A 17,988-nucleotide genomic window follows, 5' to 3' on the forward strand; every position below is an offset into this window, starting at 1 on the left:
TGTCAAAGTAGAATAACTTATGATATGCTTTAGAACAGTTAAATCCTTTGCCTTTAAATTAGTCCCGTGAGACTAAGAAGGGAATGGCGAACCATGATTTTAACATGGACACCTCTTTCTTGCTTGCGGGCGGGGAAGAGGTTTTTTGTTAGAAAGAGGAGGTTAATTATGTCGACAGAAGTTCAAATTCACGAGAAGCTCCCCCTTGCCCAAGCGATTCCCCTCGGTTTACAGCATGTCTTTGCCATGTTTGGCGCAACAGTCTTAGTTCCTTTTTTGACCGGTCTGAGTCCTTCAGTAGCTCTCCTTTCTTCAGGAATCGGTACTATTATATTCTTATTACTAACCAAAAGCAGAGTTCCTGCCTATCTTGGTTCCTCATTTGCTTACATTGCCGCTTTAACCACCTTCGTTCAATCCGGTAACACTTCCGGAGCTATGGGCGGAGTTTTGGCAGTTGGTGTCGTATACATCGTCCTGTATCTGCTGATGGCTGCTTTTGGAACCCAATGGATTCATACCATTGTCCCCCCTATTGTAGCAGGTCCCGTGGTTGCCATTATCGGTTTAAGCCTGACTCCGGTAGCTGCGAATATGGCCTCCGGCAATTGGTATATCGCCGCTTTCACCTTAGCCGTTGCAGCTCTACTCTCCGTTTATGCTAAAGGATTTTTTAAGATTATCCCTATCTTGGTCGCAATCATTATTGGTTATATCGTTGCAGCGGGCGTAGGACTGGTTGACTTCACACCTATTTTAGCTACCCTTACACTGGACAAATTTTTCCTCTTCCCGGTTCAATTAGGAAGTAATTTTCAACTCCCCAGCATAGACAAAGCAGCCATCTTAGTAATGGCTCCCCTAGCTATGGTGACCATTATTGAGGATTTAGGGCACATGATAGTTCTGGGCAACATCACTCATTCCGATCCTATTAAAAATCCCGGATTTCATAGAGTTCTCTTGGGTAACGGATTAGCTACTGCCGTAGCCAGCTTTATCGGCGGCCCTCCTGTCACTACTTATGGTGAAAACATTGGAGTCTTAGCAGTGACAAGAGTATACAGCACCTTTAATATCTGGATTGCCGCCTTCCTGGCCATCGCCTTTAGTATGATTAACCCTTTACAAGCCGCCATCATGTCTATTCCTACAGCGGTAATGGGCGGGGTTTGTATACTTCTTTTCGGAATGATCGGCGCAGCGGGCTTACGAACACTTATCGAAGCTAAAATAGATTTCTCCGAAACAAAAAACCTTATTATCGCCTCCGTTATCTTTGCTCTTGGAATAGGACTTCCGGAACACAGCGTAGCCTGGGCAACCGTTGTCGGAATAACCTTAAACCTTGTTTTGAGAGGTCACTCAGAAAACGCCAGTGCTAAACTTAATAAGTAAACCATGGTTAAAGGACGCGTAAGCGTCCTTTTTCTTTTGATTAAGAACACAAAAACCGGGGGCACCATCACTAAAAGTTGGTGTCCCCGGTTGTATAAAAATTCATCTTTAAAGTACAGGGAAATTAAGTGTCTTCATCGCCTTTTCCATAATAGCCTTATCTTGCACTCTAAGCACAACTAAGGCCTGCTCGTTCTCTTTCTCAACAAAGGCATACATGTATTCTACCACTACATCCTGTTGGACAAGCTGGTTTAACACCTCAGCAAGCCCGCCAGTACGGTCAGGAACCTTGAGCACCCAGACAGGAGTCAAAGAAACCACAACTTTTCGTTCACGCAATTTCACGGCAGTTCCTTCAGGATCATCTACGATGATTCTAAGCACTCCATAATCTTTGGTATCAGCCAATGACAAAGCCCGTAAATTAACCTTGCATTCAGCGAGAAGACTTATGACCTCCGCTAATCGTCCTTTGGCATTCTCTAAAAAAATCGATAATTGAAGCATTATTTTACCTCCTTATTTCGTTTATCGACAACCCTTACTGCTTTTCCCTCACTACGAGGAATACTTTTAGGTTCAACAAGACGAATACGAACAGAAATCCCTAGGACGTCTTCAATTCTCTTATGAAGGCGTTGTTGGCGAGCTTCTAACTCTCGGACTTCGTCAAAAAAGCTGGTTTCGTTGACTTCTACTTGAACTTCTAACTGATCCAGATTGCCAACTCGGTACACTACCAGCAAATAATGCGGTTCAAAGCCCTCAAGGAGAATCGCCTCTTCAATTTGACTTGGGAAGACATTAACTCCACGGATAATCAGCATATCGTCCACACGAGCTGAGACACGATCCATCGTCCAACCTACTTGGCCACAGGAACAGGTGCCATAATGCAAGGTAGTTAAATCTTTGGTTCGATAGCGCAGAACGGGAAAACCTTTTTTGTCTAAGCTAGTAATAACTAATTCTCCTCGTTCTCCAACAGGCAGCGGTTTTCCTTCTTCATTAAGGATTTCCGGATAAAAATGTTCATCAATATGTAACCCTTTATGGGCAGGGCATTCCATTGCAACACCAGGTCCCATAGTTTCACTAAGACCGTAAATATCGTAAGCTTTGATTCCGAGCCGTTGTTCGATTTCTTCCCGCATGCCTTCAGTCCAAGGCTCAGCGCCAAAGACCCCAATTCTTAACTTCAGCTCATCCCGGGAAATCCCTGATTCTTCGAGGCTTTCTGCTAAATACAAGGCATAGGAAGGTGTGCAGGCTAAAACAGTTGTGCCAAAATCTCGCATGAGCATAAGCTGGCGCGCCGTGTTTCCACCTGAGATCGGAACAACAATTGCTCCTAATTCTTCGCATCCATAGTGAAGACCCATTCCCCCAGTGAACAAACCATATCCATAGGCAATTTGGACAACGTCCTTTTTAGTTACGCCGGCTCTTTTAAGACTATTAGCGACAATTCTAGCCCAGAGTGTAATGTCCTCGCGAGTATAACCCACAACTGTCGGCTTACCCGTTGTTCCAGAAGAGGCATGCAGACGAACAATATTCTCCATAGCTTCTGCAAAAAGCCCAAAAGGATAATTTTTGCGCAAATCCTCTTTGGTAGTTAGAGGCAGTCTCTGAAAATCCTTAATTGATTTAATATCTTCTGGACTTTTTATCCCTATTGCGCCATAGCTTTCTTGATAGTGCTGTATAGGTAGAACCATTCCAACGGTTTTTCGAAGTCCCTTCAGCCATTGTTCCTCTGTACATTCTAATCCCTGTGCTTGATTAGTTTCTAAGTCCATAACCCCATCCCCTACTTCAATTTCTTAAATCTAATTCAGTTTCCTATAACAGATGTCATACAAAACGCAATTATATGATCTAATATACTACAGTTACGATTAACATACCACTTATTTCTCTGCTTTGCCAAGCTGCTTTTAAAGGATTGAATTGCTGTTTACAAAATTAACCTTAACTAATATAATAGGTTCAGTTCAGTGCATTACAACACTAATGCACTGGTCTCCTTGAAATACATGGAGGGAAATAAATTGATTCTAAATGCCGATAATATGAAACCAATCTATATCCAGATTGCTGAATGGCTTGAGGTAGAAATACTTAATAACAATCTTCAAGCAGATGAACGTATTTATTCTCAATATCAACTTGCAGATATGTTTACTATCAACCCTGCAACGGCTGCCAAAGGATTGAACCTTTTGGCTGATGAAGATATTGTTTATAAAAAACGCGGTCTTGGCATGTTTGTCTCGCCGAATGCCAAGCAGTTTATTTTAACTAAGCGGAGAAAGCAGGTATTGGAGCAGATGATTAAAGAGCTTGTCATAGAGTCCAAAAGGCTAGGGGTTAGTGAAAATGAACTTATTAAAATGATTCTAGCCTTTAAACCAGTTGGTAAGGAGGAGGAAGAGCTTTGAAAGTTATACAATCTCGCAATCTAACGAAATTTTACGGCAAAACAGCGGCATTAAATGACTTAACCTTTGAAATAGAAGAAAACACCATAACAGGCCTTATTGGTAGAAATGGAGCCGGAAAAACAACCCTTTTAAAGATAATGGCCGGGCATATCCAACCAACTCAAGGTGAGCTTCTGGTCTATTCACAAAAGCCCTTTAATAATTTAGAAAGATCTGCTAGTACCATACTTATCGATGACAGTATGACGTATCCTGATTCATTTAGACTCGTGGATATACTATCTGAAGTCGCACCCTTTTATGGTAATTGGAACGGCAGCCTTGCCAATGGGCTACTTAAGTATTTTTCCTTTAATCCCAACCAGCCTCATAGCAATTTGTCAAAAGGATCTAAAAGCACCTTTAATAGTATTATCGGGATTGCTTCACGCTGCCCCCTCACACTATTTGACGAACCGACAACAGGTATGGACTCCGCTATCAGGAAGGACTTTTACAAGGCATTGCTCAAGGATTATTTAGAATATCCCAGAACCATCATTCTTTCGAGTCATCTATTAAATGAACTTGAAGAAATACTAGAGGAGATTCTCTTGATCAAGCAAGGATCCAAGTTCCTTCATCTTCCAGTCATGGAATTAAAAGAACTTGCAGTAGGTATAAGAGGAAATGCAAAAACTTTACAGCCCTTTGTTGAAGGCAAAGAATTGATCTATAAGGAGGAGTTTGCCAAGGACAACTTGTACGTTGTACTTCGAAAAGAGTTACTACAACAAGAAGTCGAAGTAATAAAACAGAAGGGACTGGAAGTGTTTCCTATATCGACAGACGATTTGTGCGTCCATTTAACAGCTTCCAACCGAGGAGGTATTGACAATGTCTTTAAAAAAGATTGATCCCCTATCCATATCTCTCAGATTATATTTTTACAAACTTAAAGGGTATTCAGTTTTGTTGTATGGACTTATTCTCGCTCAAATTATAGCCCTGCTGTTCTCTCTAAATGGAATAAGTTATATGTCTTCTAATAATGGAGAATTATCGGTCTCCGTTAATACTTATTCCGCCAGTTTAGTTATAGTGTTTTCGCTTTTTTGGATCTTCTACACTGCAATTCAGTTAACTACAAAGCGATATAAAAGAATTGAGATACCCCTGGTAGCCAACAACATCACAGGACATCTATCAGATATGGGCTTTTTGATGACCGCTTCTCTTTTTGGAGGCTTAACTTCCTCACTTACCGGTGTGCTCCTAAGAGTTATCATGTACTTCACCTTTAAAAGATCCCAATTAATTGTTGACCAATTTTTCTTACCCTTTACGGATCTATTACTGGGTACAGCTGTTGCAGCTTTATACATGGTTTTAATCTCAGCGATAGGTTACCTGATCGGCGTATTGACTAAGGTAAGCATGGCTTTTGTAATTGTAATTCCTGCAATGATTTTCGGATTATTGAGAGTTTATACGGATTTTATTCAAACTCTTGTTGCTTTCTTCACGAGGGAGACTTCATTTCCCATATTTGTTCTAAAGGTCCTTATTACATCCATGCTGCTGTTTGGCTTTAGTTTTTTATTGTCAAATAGAAGGGAGGCCGTCCAATGAATGCGATGATATCTCTTTTACTAATATTTTTAATAGGGATTGTAATAGTATTCTTCCTTACGGCAGTAAGAGCTAAGCTTTTTACGCTTCTTTCCTGGAAAGTAACGTTACCGCTAGCTGGGCTGTATCTTGGAATTTTAATGATGCTTGTTCCCATATTATATATGTTGCCGGAAAATGGCTTAATAAAAAATAATGAGACTAAAAATCAAGTTGTGGCAACCTCACAAAATCTTATAAGTGACTTGTATAATAAACGTGTTCCTTCTGAAAGAGATTTGAGTAAACTCGAAGGAATCTATAAGAATAGTAGCAATACCTTTAATGCAGATTCAAATCACTTATTCGTTAACATACAAGCGAATACCGGAAGTCGCCATGTTTTCATTGAGCGAAAAGCTGTTGATGATGGAAAAATCGATGTTTCTTCATACGCTACAGCTCAATATGCCGGCAACGTTAATTTTACAAAGCTCATATCCCCTCCAACTTTCACACTTCAAAATGGAACATTGTCTTTAATACCACCGGGGCATCAGATCCTGAATTTCAAACAGCTTAATGCGGACTTTACAATAAATCAATTTAGTAATCGAAACTATGCTATTCATGAGATGTCCACAAATTTTGGAGAGCAGATTGTTTATATCCGCGTTCCCCAAAGCCTAGTAATCAATAATGGGCAGTACACAGATCAAATTCAAATGGTTGACCCCGTCGTTGAGTTTTAGCTGAAGGAGTTCACTCTTTCTGACAGAACGATAAAGGCAGGTGGATTAATTACCACCTGCCTTTATCGTTCTATATTTATTAATTCATTTTCCTTCAGCAGCAAAGCTATACAAGCTTACAATTATTACTCCAAACCCGCAAGCTTTCTCAAGGCTTCCACTTTATCTGTTCTTTCCCAAGGAAGATCCAGATCAGTTCGGCCGAAATGACCGTAAGCAGCTGTTTGACGATAGATGGGGCGTCGAAGGTCTAAGACTTTAATGATTCCTGCTGGTCTAAGGTCGAATGTTTGTTGTACAAACTCAACAATTTTTTCATCAGCTATTTTTCCTGTGCCAAAGGTCTCAACAGAGACTGATACAGGTCGAGCTACCCCGATTGCATAGGCAATTTGGATTTCACAACGATCGGCTAGGCCTGCAGCAACTACGTTCTTCGCGACGTAACGAGCTGCATAAGCTGCGGAACGGTCAACTTTTGTGGGATCCTTACCAGAGAAAGCGCCCCCGCCATGACGGGCCATTCCACCATAAGTGTCCACAATAATTTTCCGCCCGGTTAGTCCACAGTCCCCTTGAGGACCGCCAATTACAAAACGTCCCGTTGGATTGATGAAATACTTGGTGTCTTCATTTAACAGCTCTTTAGGAACCGTTGGATATACAACATATTGAAGCAAGTCTCTGCGAATTTGCTCATTCGTAACATCCGGATGATGCTGAGTAGAGATAACAATTGTATCTACTCTAACAGGCTTATTATCCTCATATTCGACAGTAACTTGAGTTTTTCCGTCAGGGCGCAGGTAAGTTAAATGATTTGATTTTCTCATTTCACTTAGTCTTCTCGCAAGGCGATGAGCCAAATCTATAGGAAGAGGCATAAGGCTTTCGGTTTCATTAGTGGCATAACCGAACATCATGCCTTGGTCACCGGCTCCTATAGAATCAATATCAGTCTCTGTCATTTCGCCAGTCTTTGCTTCTAAAGCTTTATCCACACCCATGGCAATATCTGCAGATTGTTCTCCAATCGAGGTCAATACGGCACAAGTATCCGCATCAAAACCGTATTTAGCACGTGTATAACCAACTTCTCGAACTGTCTCGCGTACAACATGTGGAATATCGACATAACAAGAAGTCGTGATTTCTCCACTAACAAGAACTAACCCCGTTGTAACTGTGGTTTCACAAGCTACCCGAGCATTGGGGTCTAAGGTATAAATGGCATCTAAGATGGCATCGGAAATCTGATCACAAATCTTATCAGGATGCCCCTCTGTTACAGATTCTGACGTAAATAATTTTTTAGCCAATTACTTCACTCCTTTGTTAACCGAGGAGATTGACAATCTCTTCAACAAGATTACGTGCAATCTCTAATTTGCTCATTTGAGGAAAATCTATTCTTCTTCCATCCGGAAAGAGAAAGCTGACAATATTTGTTGGACTGCCGAAGCCGGCACCAGGTTTTGTGACATCATTAGCTACAAGCAGGTCGACATTCTTCCTGTGCATTTTTTCCTGGGCATAAGCAAGAAGATTCTCAGTTTCAGCGGCAAATCCAATTAGAACCTGAGACGTCTTCCTGCGCCCAAGTTCGGCCAATATATCTGGATTAGGAACCAGCTCGATGGTGCGATTAGTTCCATCTTTTTTAATTTTCTGCTCCGCATTAGTAGCCGGTCGGTAATCTGCAACCGCTGCTGCTTTAACTATAACATCCATGTCCGAAAAATTGTTTAGAACAACGTCGTGCATTTCAAGAGCTGTCTGCACGGAAATACGCTTAACCCCATTTGGCACCGGCAAATCCGTTGGGGCACTGACAAGAATAGTCTCAGCGCCAGCTTCCTGCATTGCTTGAGCTATGGCATATCCCATCCGTCCGGAACTACGGTTACCCAGAAAACGAACCGGATCCAGGGGTTCTTGAGTCCCACCGGCTGTGACAAGGACTTTCTTGCCTTTTAAGCAATCAGACTTCGAAAAAAAGTTTGTGACAGCTTCAACAATTTCAACCGGTTCACTCATCCGACCAACACCTTCCGTGCCACAGGCTTGAAACCCGGTGCCGGGACCAATAACCTTGATCCCGCGGTCTTTGAGTCGCACAAGATTATCTTGGGTCGCTGGATGATAATACATCGCGTGGTTCATTGCCGGGGCAACGAAAATCGGAGAACGGGTTGCTACGAGTACAGTCGAAAGAAAATCATCAGCCAGCCCCATCGCCATTTTCGCGAGAATATTAGCGGTTGCAGGGGCAACGATGACTGTATCAACATGCTCGGCCAAGGCGATATGCTCGACGTTCCATAATTTTGGTTCGTCAAACATCTCCACATACACAGGATTTGTTGAGAGGCTGCGAAGGGTAAGAGGCGCCACAAATTGAGTGGCTGACTTAGTCATAGCAACATGGACTTCAGCGTTCAACTTGCGTAGACGGCTAACCACTTCTGCCGCTTTGTAAGCTGCAATTCCACCAGAAATTCCAACGAGGATTTTCTTTCCTGTTAACATTGCACACTCGGTTCAGGATTACATTCGTAGTTGAGTTTACTTTGAGAAATCTCCTCTAAAGAAATACTGACTGGTTTTACACCCTTGGCTAAATCCTCGTGCTTCGCTTCTTCCATTATCTGACGCGCCCGTTTAGCGACTACAATAACTAATGTATACTTGCTATCTACTTTACTCATCAGAATATCGAGTGAAGGTTGTTTCACTTAAATTCCTCCTTCAAAAACAAAGGGTTTTCGTTTTACCCGGCATTTTTCAGCAACCAAAATACTTTTCAATTTATCAACAGCTTCGGGAACTTCATCATTAACGACAACATAATCATATTCACTCACATACTCAAGTTCATGTATGGCTGTGGCTAAGCGCTTTTGAATAACTTCCTCACTCTCAGTTCCCCGTTTGTGAATTCTCTCAGAAAGAGCATCCATTGACGGTGGAACAATAAATGTAAAAACCCCTTGAGGAAAACGCTTCTTAACTTGTAATGCTCCTTGGATCTCAATTTCCAAAATAACATCCTGCCCTGCTTGGATTGCTTGTTCAACTGCAAAACGCGGTGTTCCGTAGTAATTATCACAAAACTGGGCCCATTCCAACAGCTCATCTCTTTCAATCAGAGCTTCAAATTCTTCCTTCTGACGAAAGAAATAATGGATTCCATCAATTTCACCAGGACGCGAATTACGTGTAGTCATAGAGACAGAATACTTTAGGTCTGGGAGCTGACGGAGCAATTCTTGGCAAAGGGTTCCCTTTCCTGCCCCTGAAGGCCCAGAAAGGATAATTAATAATCCATGACTTTGTTCCACTACTCCACCCCTAATCCGACGGGTCTTCGACATGGCTGCTCGACTCTTTAGCCGTAAGACGATGAGCCACTGTTTCAGGCTGAACTGCAGACAGAATTACATGATGGCTGTCACAGATAATCACTGCCCGGGTACGCCGACCATAAGTAGCATCAATGAGCATGCCCGCATCACGAGCTTCTTGAATAATTCGTTTGATTGGGGCGGATTCTGGACTAACAATCGAAATAATCCGATTGGCAGATACAATGTTACCAAACCCGATGTTTATGAGCTTAATGTCCAAGATGAATCCTCCATTACTCTAAATTTTGAACTTGCTCGCGTACTTTTTCCAGTTCGCTTTTTACTTTAATCACTCTTTGACCAATCATTAAGTCATTGGCCTTTGATCCTATCGTATTAATTTCTCGGTTCATTTCTTGAACTAAAAAATCAAGTTTTCGTCCTACCGGCTCCTCACTTCTCAAAGCCTCTCTGCTTTGGGCTAGATGGCTGTCAAATCGAACCAACTCTTCTGTGATTGACCCTCGATCTGCGAAGTAGACAACTTCGTTTGCCAATCGAACACCATCTAACTCAACTTCACCTAAGAGGGTCTGAAGCCGTTCCTGTAAGCGTTCTTGGTAGTCTGTTACAACATATGGTGCGCGCTCAGCTATCGTGCGTAAATTTTCAGCAATAAGGTCTAACCTTTGCAAAAGATCTAACGTTAGTTTATCTCCTTCAGAACGCCGCATTTGTTCAAATCCATCAACCGCCTTAGACAGTGCCTCGGAACATGTCTGCCATAAAGCAGCGAGGTCAATTTCAGGCTCTATCACCATAAGAACTTCAGGAAAACTAACTAAACGATAAATATCTGTTTCGTACTCCGTATGTAGCGCAAAGGAGAGATCTTTCAATGTCTTATCATACGACAGTGCCAAATCATTGTCAACCTTCACCAATCTCTTTCGTTCTTCTGTTTCCACCATATTAACATGCACTTCAATCCGACCCCGCTGGAATTTATCTTGTAATACTTTACGGATTCGTTCCTCAAAACTATTATAGTTTCGAGGTATCCTTACAACAATCTCTAAAAAACGATGATTAACCGATTTTAGCTCAATTGATACTTGATAACCACTTCCACATGCTTCTCCCCGGCCAAATCCTGTCATGCTGTTTGACATAAGCCATTACTTCCTCTCTTATATTAATCAGTACTCCCACTTTGTTTCCTAGTTATATTGTTACCAAAAATCCTCTACCAGCTACGCCTATATGTAAAGATGATATCACAAAATAGAGTGTACCTAATATAAAAGTACAGCAGGGTCATTGCCTGCTGCACTCTTATTATATCACATGACCATTTATCCAAGAAATGTTTTCAGTAATCTATTAGAAATAGTTTAATACCACTCCGGATTGTTTTCTCATATACCTTTAATTCTTGTGCATTTATGAACATGCCTTTGCATAAAGACGTGCCTTTTTCCTATTATCAATGAAGATAAACAGAAAAGCAATGACTGAACCCACTACCAAAGCGATCATAACTGACATAAAGCCATAGAAAGGCCCTTCATAAATTGCCATGTTATTTAACCACTTGACAATCCCTACCGTCTCAACATTAAAAGTCTTACTACAAGTTCCAATAATCTTCCCATCTTTAATGAAATAGACTGTTACATCGCACTCCTCTTGGGGAATATTAGCGGGTAGTTCTAAGCTTGTCTCAAATCTATCATCTTTAACCTTAACCGCACTTTCGTTTAGGCTGTACAACCCGCCCTTCTTAAATATACTTATCATTGAACTTACAAAATCTTTTGCTTCAAACTTTTCCAGTCTAATCGACCCGCTATCAGTATGCTTCGTAACCTCCGCTGTTTGATACACTGTTGAGAAATCTTGATCAATACCTAAGACCTTTTTTTGATCTACAGTTAAGTCACCTAAGGGTCTGGATGAAAGAATCTGATACAATTTTGGCACCTTGGTAACAGATACATTTTCAACATTCATCCAAAACAAACTTACTTTCCCTTTTTTGCTCAAATCCAGAATTGCGTCATTAGGGGAAATTACTTTAATATAAACTCCTGCATCGTCGGGAACAATCCCTGAGATATTGAGGGTTGTTCCTTGGAATCGCAGACCAACTTCCACTTTTTCCGGTGAAACTGTTAATTGGGTTTCATCAGCCATTACTTGACTCGTAAAGGAAAGAATCAACATTAGTCCTAAAAAAATTGAAGTCAATCGTTTCATTAGTGGCCACCTCCTAAGGAAATTAATGAGGACGGCGGTAAAACTAAATCAAAGAACATTTTCAACATTACTGCTAAGACTATTATGGAAAAAATTACTCTTAGCTGCTCAGCCGGAAGCCTTTTACCAATTTTTGCTCCAAATTGGGCCCCAATGGATGACCCAATCAACAAAACAATTGCCAAGATAACATCGACAGTGTGATTTAAAGTGCTTTGGGCCAGTGTCACATTGATGGCTGTAAAAATAATTACAAAAACACTAGTTCCCACAGCCTTGATGGTGGGAATCCCCAACAAGTAAATCATAACGGGCAACATAATAAAGCCACCACCAACACCCATAAGTGCAGCAAGTATCCCTATGAGTAAACCAAGCAAAAAAAGCGAAATGACTGAACAATCGATACCCGACACCTCAAAATGTATTTTTATCGGCAGCTTGTTCATAAAACTCATTGCTTTGGATTCTTTAGGTACTTCTGAATCATTCTGCCCTTTTTTTCTTAAGGTATTGACACTTTCTATGAACATAAAGCCACCTACGAATAGCAGCATGACCACGTAAGTGGATTTTAGCACAAAGTCGAAGTTGCCAAGGGATCGTAACACTTTTACTAGAGCAGTCCCAAAACTTCCCCCAACCAAACTACCCACCAAAATTATAAATCCAAGCTTAAAATCTACATTTTTATTTCTGCTGTGAGCAATGGTACCGGAAACAGAAGCCGCAACGATTTGGTTAGTATCAGAGGCCACAGCTACTGCAGGTGGTATCCCCATCCACATTAAGAGGGGGGTTAATAAGAATCCCCCTCCAACTCCAAACAGTCCTGAGAGCAACCCAACCAGACCACCCATACCCAAAATCGCGAAAATCGAAATTGGCATTCTGGCGATAGGGAAGAAAACATCCATTATTCTCCCCCCTTATTATATTGAAAATTAATTGTTTCATATTTCGGTATCAACGTCTTCGTATAGACTCTGATACCTACCTTTTGAAAAGCAATTCCTAAGAGCATAGTAAGCAGCAATAGTCCAGTGGAGCCCCAAGTGAAGTTCGCGACTTGTGGATCTTCAGGAGTATAAACATTGCCCCGAGCATCTTTCCAAGAGTACAGTTCTTTGGTATCTTGGTTTTGACTTACAATAACATGTTTATTCGGATTGTAATAATGAGTAAAAACTTCTGACTCGAGTAAGTTTAGACCAACCCAGAAGAAAAGGACCGAAAGCATCAATACCGCGCAACTTAACTTAATACTAAACTTGCCTAATTTTTTTTTGCTTATCTCTGTCATGTTTTATTCCTCCCTAACGTATCTTCGGACAAATTGTTGAAATAGTTATTTCCTATACTATTGATAAAATCCAAGTAACTTTATGCAGGGTTTTTGACAATTACGCCGAACAATAGAATTGGAATATTTCGTATTTTTCCTAATTTAACAGGACACCACCTCCGAGAATGAAGGATTTATTATTCTCTATTTGCTTTACGTATAAGTAATATAAGCAAAATCAATGCCACATTTTTGTTTTATATGATATCCTAGTTTTATGGGCAAAAACAAAGCCGACAACTTTAGTTGTTGTCGGCTTTGGGAATTATTCTTCCCATTCAACGGGCATATTTTGCTCGTTAGTTTTATAAGAGATCATATTCTTTCATCTTTGCATAGAGAGATCGTCTATTTAGCCCTAAGGTGTTAGCAGTCTCCTGTCTATTCCAGTTGTGATCTCTTAAAGTTCTTATAATTACTTCCTTTTCTACCTCTGCCAGAATGTCTCTGAGTGGCCTTTTTAGTCTCAGGGCTAGATCTAACTCCAAATTCGAGTCTCGCAAAGACTTTCGATTCCCTTCAAATATGCCTAGCTCATCTGGTAGAATGACTGAGCCCCTGGTCAAAACAACGGCTTGTTCACAAATATTTTTTAGTTCCCTTACATTTCCCGGCCAATTATAATTAGTTAAAAGGTTTAGTGCTTCTTTTGAAATACACGTTATTTTTTTAGCGTGCTTTGATGCAAATTGATTAATAAAATAGTCAACTAAGGGTAAAATATCTTCTTTTCTTTCTTTAAGAGGAGGAAGCTTAATATTAACTACGTTCAGTCTATAAAACAAATCTTCTCTGAATTTCCCTTCTTCTACAAGCCTTTGGAGGTCTTTATTAGTGGCTGCCAATATTCGAATGTCCACCTTAATGTTATTGATTCCACCTACACGTTCAAACTCTCTTTCTTGCAGTACGCGAAGAAGCTTAGTTTGGGCTTGGTGAGTTAACTCCCCAATCTCATCCAGAAAAATCGTACCACTGTGAGCAAGTTCAAATTTACCTAACTTTTGGCTAATAGCACCAGTGAACGATCCTTTTTCATGTCCAAACAATTCACTTTCCATAAGATTTTCGGGAATAGTAGCACAATTAATTTTAATATAAGGGCAATGATTACGCTTACTATTTTTATGAATAGACCTAGCTACAACTTCTTTACCAGTCCCACTCTCTCCTTGAATCAAGACTGTTATATCACTATCTGAAATCCTTCCGATTATTTTAGATATTTCCTGCATTATCCTCGATTTTCCTATGAACGGATCTGTTGGATTCATTTCATCTTCTAATTTTTTTCTTAGGGTTGCAACCTCTGACACTAGGTTTTTCATCCTTACAGCCTTCTGGACTGAAAGTATAAGTTCATCCAGATTTAAAGGTTTATTTAAATAATCATGGGCTCCTTCCTTCATAGCCTGGATTGCTATCTCGGTTGTACCAAAAGCGGTCATTAAGATTATGGGTACTGCTACATTTATACCTTTAATTCTTTGCATTACTTTAATACCGTCACCATCCGGCAATTTAATGTCCAGCAATATAGCATCAGGGTTATAACTATTTAGAGCATCAATTCCCTCCGACGCCGTATAGGTCACAAAGACCTCATATCCCGCGTTTTCGAGAACATCTCGTAGAAGCTCACATACGCCCTCTTCATCATCAATCACTAGGACTTTAGCCATTACTTTCACCCCTTTTCAGCTATTGGAAGTAAGATTGTAAAAACTGTACCGACATTTACTGTACTTTCTACCTCATACAAGCCTTTGTGAGATTCTATAATTTCGCGAGCTATTGCCAGCCCCAAACCAGTTCCTTTTGATTTAGTAGTAAAAAACGGTTCAAATATCTTTCTTAAGCTTACTGCCGGAATACCACACCCGTTATCCTTTATTGATACTCCTATCATATTTTTCGTTTCATCATAAAAAGTTGATACCTCCAAATTGCCTTTCTCTTGTGTCGCTTGAAAAGCGTTATACATAATATTCGAAAGTACCTTCTCAATCTGATGCTCATCAATCATAACTGCTGGTAAATCCTCTTCAACCTTAGCCTCCAACTCAATCTTATCCCCATGAACATCTCCAAAAAATTGGACAAGTCGCTTAACTAAGCTATTAATATTGCAGCGCACAAAAGTAGCCCGAGATGGTCTGGCAAACTGTAATAATTCATCGGTTATATTAGCTAGACGATTCATTTCTCTGTTAACAATATTTAAGGATTTTTGTGAAGGTACATGCCCCTGATTCCAAAACTGTATGTACCCAGTTATTGAAGTTAACGGACTTCTTATTTCATGGGCTACCCCAGCAATAATTTTCCCCAGTGAAGCGAATCTCTCCTGTCGGTTAATATCTTCACGGAGGCGTACCAGTTCTGTTATGTCGCGAAAGTGCAAGAGCGCTCCTACCAAATCCTGACGTACATTTACCATTAAAGATGTACTTATCAGCAAATGTCTATGGCTACCCGGTAAATCCTCGTAGATAATCTGTACATCCTTTACGGGTTTATTCTTCATTAGAGTATTATTTAAGCAATCTAAAAAGGGACTATCCTCTGGAAAAATATCCTTCATGTCTAATCCAAGATAATCCTTACTAAGACTTAGCATTTGACATGCAGCGAGATTCACACTCACAACCTTTTGGTCTTTGTTAACAGTAATTATTCCGTCGTCAATACTAGTAAGTATTTCTTGGTTGTAGTTTTGAACATCAATTAACTTATTGTACATTTGATTAATTCCATCTGTAATCTCTCCCAGTTCTCCTGGGGCCCTGGGTATTATAAAGGTCGGATCATTAGATATGATAGTCAGATTATTCTTAACTTCATTGACACTTCCAGCAAACTTTCTAATGAGGCTAAATGTGCCACCAATCGCTAGCAAAATTCCCAAAGAGATAATTCCATAGACTATGTGTTTCAGATTATCAATTTTCTGGGATATCGGTTCAATATCTGAACTGGCCCAGACAGCACCGATAATTTTTTCGTCTCTAATGATGGGCCGATAGGCTTCCAACTGACCATTTTCTGCTATCCCCCCAAAAACTTGAAATACCGTATTCTTATTCTCAAGGGCGTCATCAAAGTTATGTTTTCTTCTTGTGGAAAAATTTTCACGCAAGTGAACATTATTTCCATCTAAAATCACATCATAATCCTTCCAATAATAACCTAAGTCCAAATTAGGGTATTCCTTCTTAGCTTCAATTATAATAGGTTGTAATGCTTTATTAAGAGCTTTAGCCTGATCTCTCTGAGTTAGATTTTCAGTTGTAACATCCTTTATAATTTCGTTAAAAGTCCCATTAAGATTATCATCTAGGTGCGTCATGGCCATTTCCATATCCTTACGCTGGGTATCGATCAAACCGTTTTCAGTTGAGTGTACCAAATAATAGAGATAACCGGCTAAACCTAGGGGAATTAACAAAAGGATAGCGATAATCTTTAGTAAATGATCAATAAACCCATCATGAACAATTTTAATTCTCATAAAGCCCCTCCGAAATAAAACCTCAGATTTTATTATACATCTAATCACCAAAGAAATGGGAATATTCTTTCACATTCTATGAGTATTTTTTGCCCATCCGAGGTTTTCTCTCTGAGAATAAACTCTTTTAAATGTGGCATAAATCTTGCTACTACTAAATGGTATTATGAACGCTTAGAAAAGAGGCTCTACTCTATGAAAACTACCCTTAGTCAAATAATGATTCCTTTGGATCATTATCCTATGGTTTCTGAAGAAGAGTCCCTCGAAAACACTCTAAATATATTGTCTGAAGAATTTAAGCTCAGAGATCATCGCTGGCATAATTATGAAGCAATTTTAACAACTAACTCTCATGGAGAGGTGACAGGGATGCTTACTCTGCGTTCTGCTTTGATTATTACAAGGAAAATTAACTTCCCGAACCTCTTTCATCGGTTGTTGGATCTGTCAAAAAGTCAAACCACTAACTTGAGTACCCTTAAAGTAAAGCAGTTTATCAATCCCTCAAAGAACAGATTGATAGACATATCTGCCGAGGTGGATGAAGCTATTTCTTTTGTTTTAAAACACAATTTGAATTCCCTTCTGGTCTCAAACAACCAAATGATTGTAGGGGTAATTCGAACTATAGATTTGTTCTGGTATATTGAAGATGTTTTATAAAAGACGGAGGTGATGTCATATGACTCTACCCTACCAGTTAAATGATTTAATGATTCCTATCAATGATCTGCTAACAATAAACGAGTATGACTCAGTCCGTAAGGCATTAAAACTAATGAGAGAATCTTTTCATCAAGAATCAGCCTGGCAAGGGCCCCACGTATTAGTTGCAATAGATAATCACCAAAAGCCTGTAGGGCTTTTGACTTTGAAAACTTTACTAAGGTCAACGACGGTAAAAAAATCCCTTCAGGACCCAGACTTTAAATCCGCATATGTTAGCTGGTATTATATTAAAAAATGCCATGAAAAGGGGATTTCCGTAAGGGAAGTAATGCGGCCAATTAGTGTATTTTCTTTTAATTATCATAACTTTGACATTAATACTGCTGCTGAAATATTCATCCGCAACGGCATAAACTATATTCCTGTTCTTGATAATGACGTGCTGGTTGGCATAGTTGACAAATCCAAGATCTTCTATAAACTACACTCATTAAGCAACTCCTTGCCAAAGTGTAATACTAGCTTTTCACTAACAAGAAATTTCAAAAACTTTAAATGTAGTATGTCTATTCTTTTTTCCAGCATCCTTCAGTATGATTCGAAAAAGGCTTCTAGATAAAGGCCTTATAATTTGATAATTTTACATTTGGCACACGACGAAAAA

At 39.9% G+C, this 17,988-nt stretch carries 20 protein-coding genes; 7 read left to right on the plus strand and 13 right to left on the minus strand.

Translation table 11 applies throughout. The annotated features are described in order from the left end of the window. Positions 1 to 168 precede the first annotated feature (168 nt). Complete coding sequence (locus DESMER_RS18170) at positions 169 to 1,398, plus strand: solute carrier family 23 protein (protein WP_014904527.1); 1,230 nt, start codon at positions 169 to 171, stop codon at positions 1,396 to 1,398. Between the two features lie 108 nt (positions 1,399 to 1,506). On the opposite strand, the gene DESMER_RS18175 is transcribed toward DESMER_RS18170, so the two are convergent. Beyond that, positions 1,507 to 1,908 carry an amino acid-binding protein gene (locus DESMER_RS18175; protein WP_014904528.1) on the minus strand — a complete coding sequence of 134 codons (402 nt, stop codon included), beginning with the start codon at positions 1,906 to 1,908 and terminating at the stop codon, positions 1,507 to 1,509. Further along, positions 1,908 to 3,203 (minus strand): phenylacetate--CoA ligase family protein, encoded by a 1,296-nt coding sequence (locus tag DESMER_RS18180; protein ID WP_014904529.1) that lies wholly within the window; start codon positions 3,201 to 3,203, stop codon positions 1,908 to 1,910. The genes DESMER_RS18175 and DESMER_RS18180 overlap by 1 nt, the downstream gene beginning before the upstream one ends. A 237-nt stretch (positions 3,204 to 3,440) precedes the next feature. Here DESMER_RS18180 and DESMER_RS18185 point away from each other — a divergent pair, with 237 nt between their 5' ends. Genes DESMER_RS18185 through DESMER_RS18200 form a run of 4 tightly spaced genes read left to right on the plus strand, consistent with a single transcriptional unit; the run spans position 3,441 to position 6,190 of the window. Then, positions 3,441 to 3,845, plus strand: a complete 405-nt coding sequence (locus DESMER_RS18185; protein WP_042334742.1) for a GntR family transcriptional regulator — start codon at positions 3,441 to 3,443, stop codon at positions 3,843 to 3,845. Beyond that, on the plus strand, positions 3,842 to 4,744 hold the full coding sequence (locus tag DESMER_RS18190) for an ATP-binding cassette domain-containing protein (protein ID WP_014904531.1): 903 nt from the start codon (positions 3,842 to 3,844) through the stop codon (positions 4,742 to 4,744). Before DESMER_RS18185 ends, DESMER_RS18190 begins: the two co-directional genes overlap by 4 nt. Next, positions 4,725 to 5,459 (plus strand): hypothetical protein, encoded by a 735-nt coding sequence (locus DESMER_RS18195; protein ID WP_014904532.1) that lies wholly within the window; start codon positions 4,725 to 4,727, stop codon positions 5,457 to 5,459. The genes DESMER_RS18190 and DESMER_RS18195 overlap by 20 nt, the downstream gene beginning before the upstream one ends. Continuing rightward, positions 5,456 to 6,190, plus strand: a complete 735-nt coding sequence (locus tag DESMER_RS18200) for a hypothetical protein (RefSeq protein WP_014904533.1) — start codon at positions 5,456 to 5,458, stop codon at positions 6,188 to 6,190. The genes DESMER_RS18195 and DESMER_RS18200 overlap by 4 nt, the downstream gene beginning before the upstream one ends. A gap of 125 nt (positions 6,191 to 6,315) precedes the next feature. Here the strand turns inward: DESMER_RS18200 and metK are convergent, their stop codons facing one another. From metK to atoS, 11 genes are all read right to left on the minus strand, one after another. Continuing rightward, positions 6,316 to 7,509: a methionine adenosyltransferase gene (metK, locus tag DESMER_RS18205; RefSeq protein WP_014904534.1), complete on the minus strand. Its 1,194-nt coding sequence runs from the start codon at positions 7,507 to 7,509 to the stop codon at positions 6,316 to 6,318. A 16-nt stretch (positions 7,510 to 7,525) separates the two neighbouring features. Next, a complete protein-coding gene (coaBC, locus tag DESMER_RS18210; RefSeq protein WP_014904535.1) occupies positions 7,526 to 8,719 on the minus strand; it encodes a bifunctional phosphopantothenoylcysteine decarboxylase/phosphopantothenate--cysteine ligase CoaBC in 1,194 nt (397 codons plus the stop codon). Beyond that, the gene (rpoZ, locus tag DESMER_RS18215) at positions 8,713 to 8,925 is read right to left on the minus strand and encodes a DNA-directed RNA polymerase subunit omega (RefSeq protein ID WP_014904536.1); all 213 of its coding nucleotides are present in this window, start codon (positions 8,923 to 8,925) and stop codon (positions 8,713 to 8,715) included. The genes coaBC and rpoZ overlap by 7 nt, the downstream gene beginning before the upstream one ends. After that, positions 8,926 to 9,531, minus strand: coding sequence for a guanylate kinase (gmk, locus tag DESMER_RS18220; RefSeq protein WP_042333966.1), 606 nt, complete (start codon positions 9,529 to 9,531; stop codon positions 8,926 to 8,928). Positions 9,532 to 9,541: 10 nt separating this feature from the next. Further along, positions 9,542 to 9,817, minus strand: a complete 276-nt coding sequence (remA, locus tag DESMER_RS18225) for an extracellular matrix/biofilm regulator RemA (protein WP_014904538.1) — start codon at positions 9,815 to 9,817, stop codon at positions 9,542 to 9,544. 13 nt (positions 9,818 to 9,830) lie between these two features. Next, positions 9,831 to 10,709, minus strand: a complete 879-nt coding sequence (locus DESMER_RS18230) for a YicC/YloC family endoribonuclease (RefSeq protein WP_014904539.1) — start codon at positions 10,707 to 10,709, stop codon at positions 9,831 to 9,833. A 271-nt stretch (positions 10,710 to 10,980) separates the two neighbouring features. Beyond that, positions 10,981 to 11,796 carry a TIGR02186 family protein gene (locus tag DESMER_RS18235; protein WP_014904540.1) on the minus strand — a complete coding sequence of 272 codons (816 nt, stop codon included), beginning with the start codon at positions 11,794 to 11,796 and terminating at the stop codon, positions 10,981 to 10,983. After that, a complete protein-coding gene (locus tag DESMER_RS18240; protein ID WP_014904541.1) occupies positions 11,796 to 12,713 on the minus strand; it encodes a sulfite exporter TauE/SafE family protein in 918 nt (305 codons plus the stop codon). Before DESMER_RS18240 ends, DESMER_RS18235 begins: the two co-directional genes overlap by 1 nt. Next, positions 12,713 to 13,099, minus strand: coding sequence for a hypothetical protein (locus tag DESMER_RS18245; RefSeq protein ID WP_014904542.1), 387 nt, complete (start codon positions 13,097 to 13,099; stop codon positions 12,713 to 12,715). The genes DESMER_RS18240 and DESMER_RS18245 overlap by 1 nt, the downstream gene beginning before the upstream one ends. 347 nt (positions 13,100 to 13,446) lie before the next feature. Next, a complete protein-coding gene (locus tag DESMER_RS18250) occupies positions 13,447 to 14,823 on the minus strand; it encodes a sigma-54-dependent transcriptional regulator (protein ID WP_014904543.1) in 1,377 nt (458 codons plus the stop codon). A gap of 5 nt (positions 14,824 to 14,828) precedes the next feature. Then, positions 14,829 to 16,652, minus strand: coding sequence for a two-component system sensor histidine kinase AtoS (gene atoS, locus DESMER_RS18255; RefSeq protein ID WP_014904544.1), 1,824 nt, complete (start codon positions 16,650 to 16,652; stop codon positions 14,829 to 14,831). Positions 16,653 to 16,847: 195 nt separating this feature from the next. Between atoS and DESMER_RS18260 the strand changes: the two genes are divergently transcribed. Together DESMER_RS18260 and DESMER_RS18265 are read left to right on the plus strand one after the other, a co-directional pair. Then, positions 16,848 to 17,318: a hypothetical protein gene (locus tag DESMER_RS18260; RefSeq protein ID WP_014904545.1), complete on the plus strand. Its 471-nt coding sequence runs from the start codon at positions 16,848 to 16,850 to the stop codon at positions 17,316 to 17,318. A gap of 19 nt (positions 17,319 to 17,337) precedes the next feature. Continuing rightward, the gene (locus tag DESMER_RS18265) at positions 17,338 to 17,943 is read left to right on the plus strand and encodes a CBS domain-containing protein (RefSeq protein ID WP_014904546.1); all 606 of its coding nucleotides are present in this window, start codon (positions 17,338 to 17,340) and stop codon (positions 17,941 to 17,943) included. The last annotated feature ends 45 nt before the right edge of the window (positions 17,944 to 17,988 follow it).

It is taken from the genome of Desulfosporosinus meridiei DSM 13257 (assembly GCF_000231385.2).
Lineage (GTDB): Bacteria > Bacillota > Desulfitobacteriia > Desulfitobacteriales > Desulfitobacteriaceae > Desulfosporosinus > Desulfosporosinus meridiei.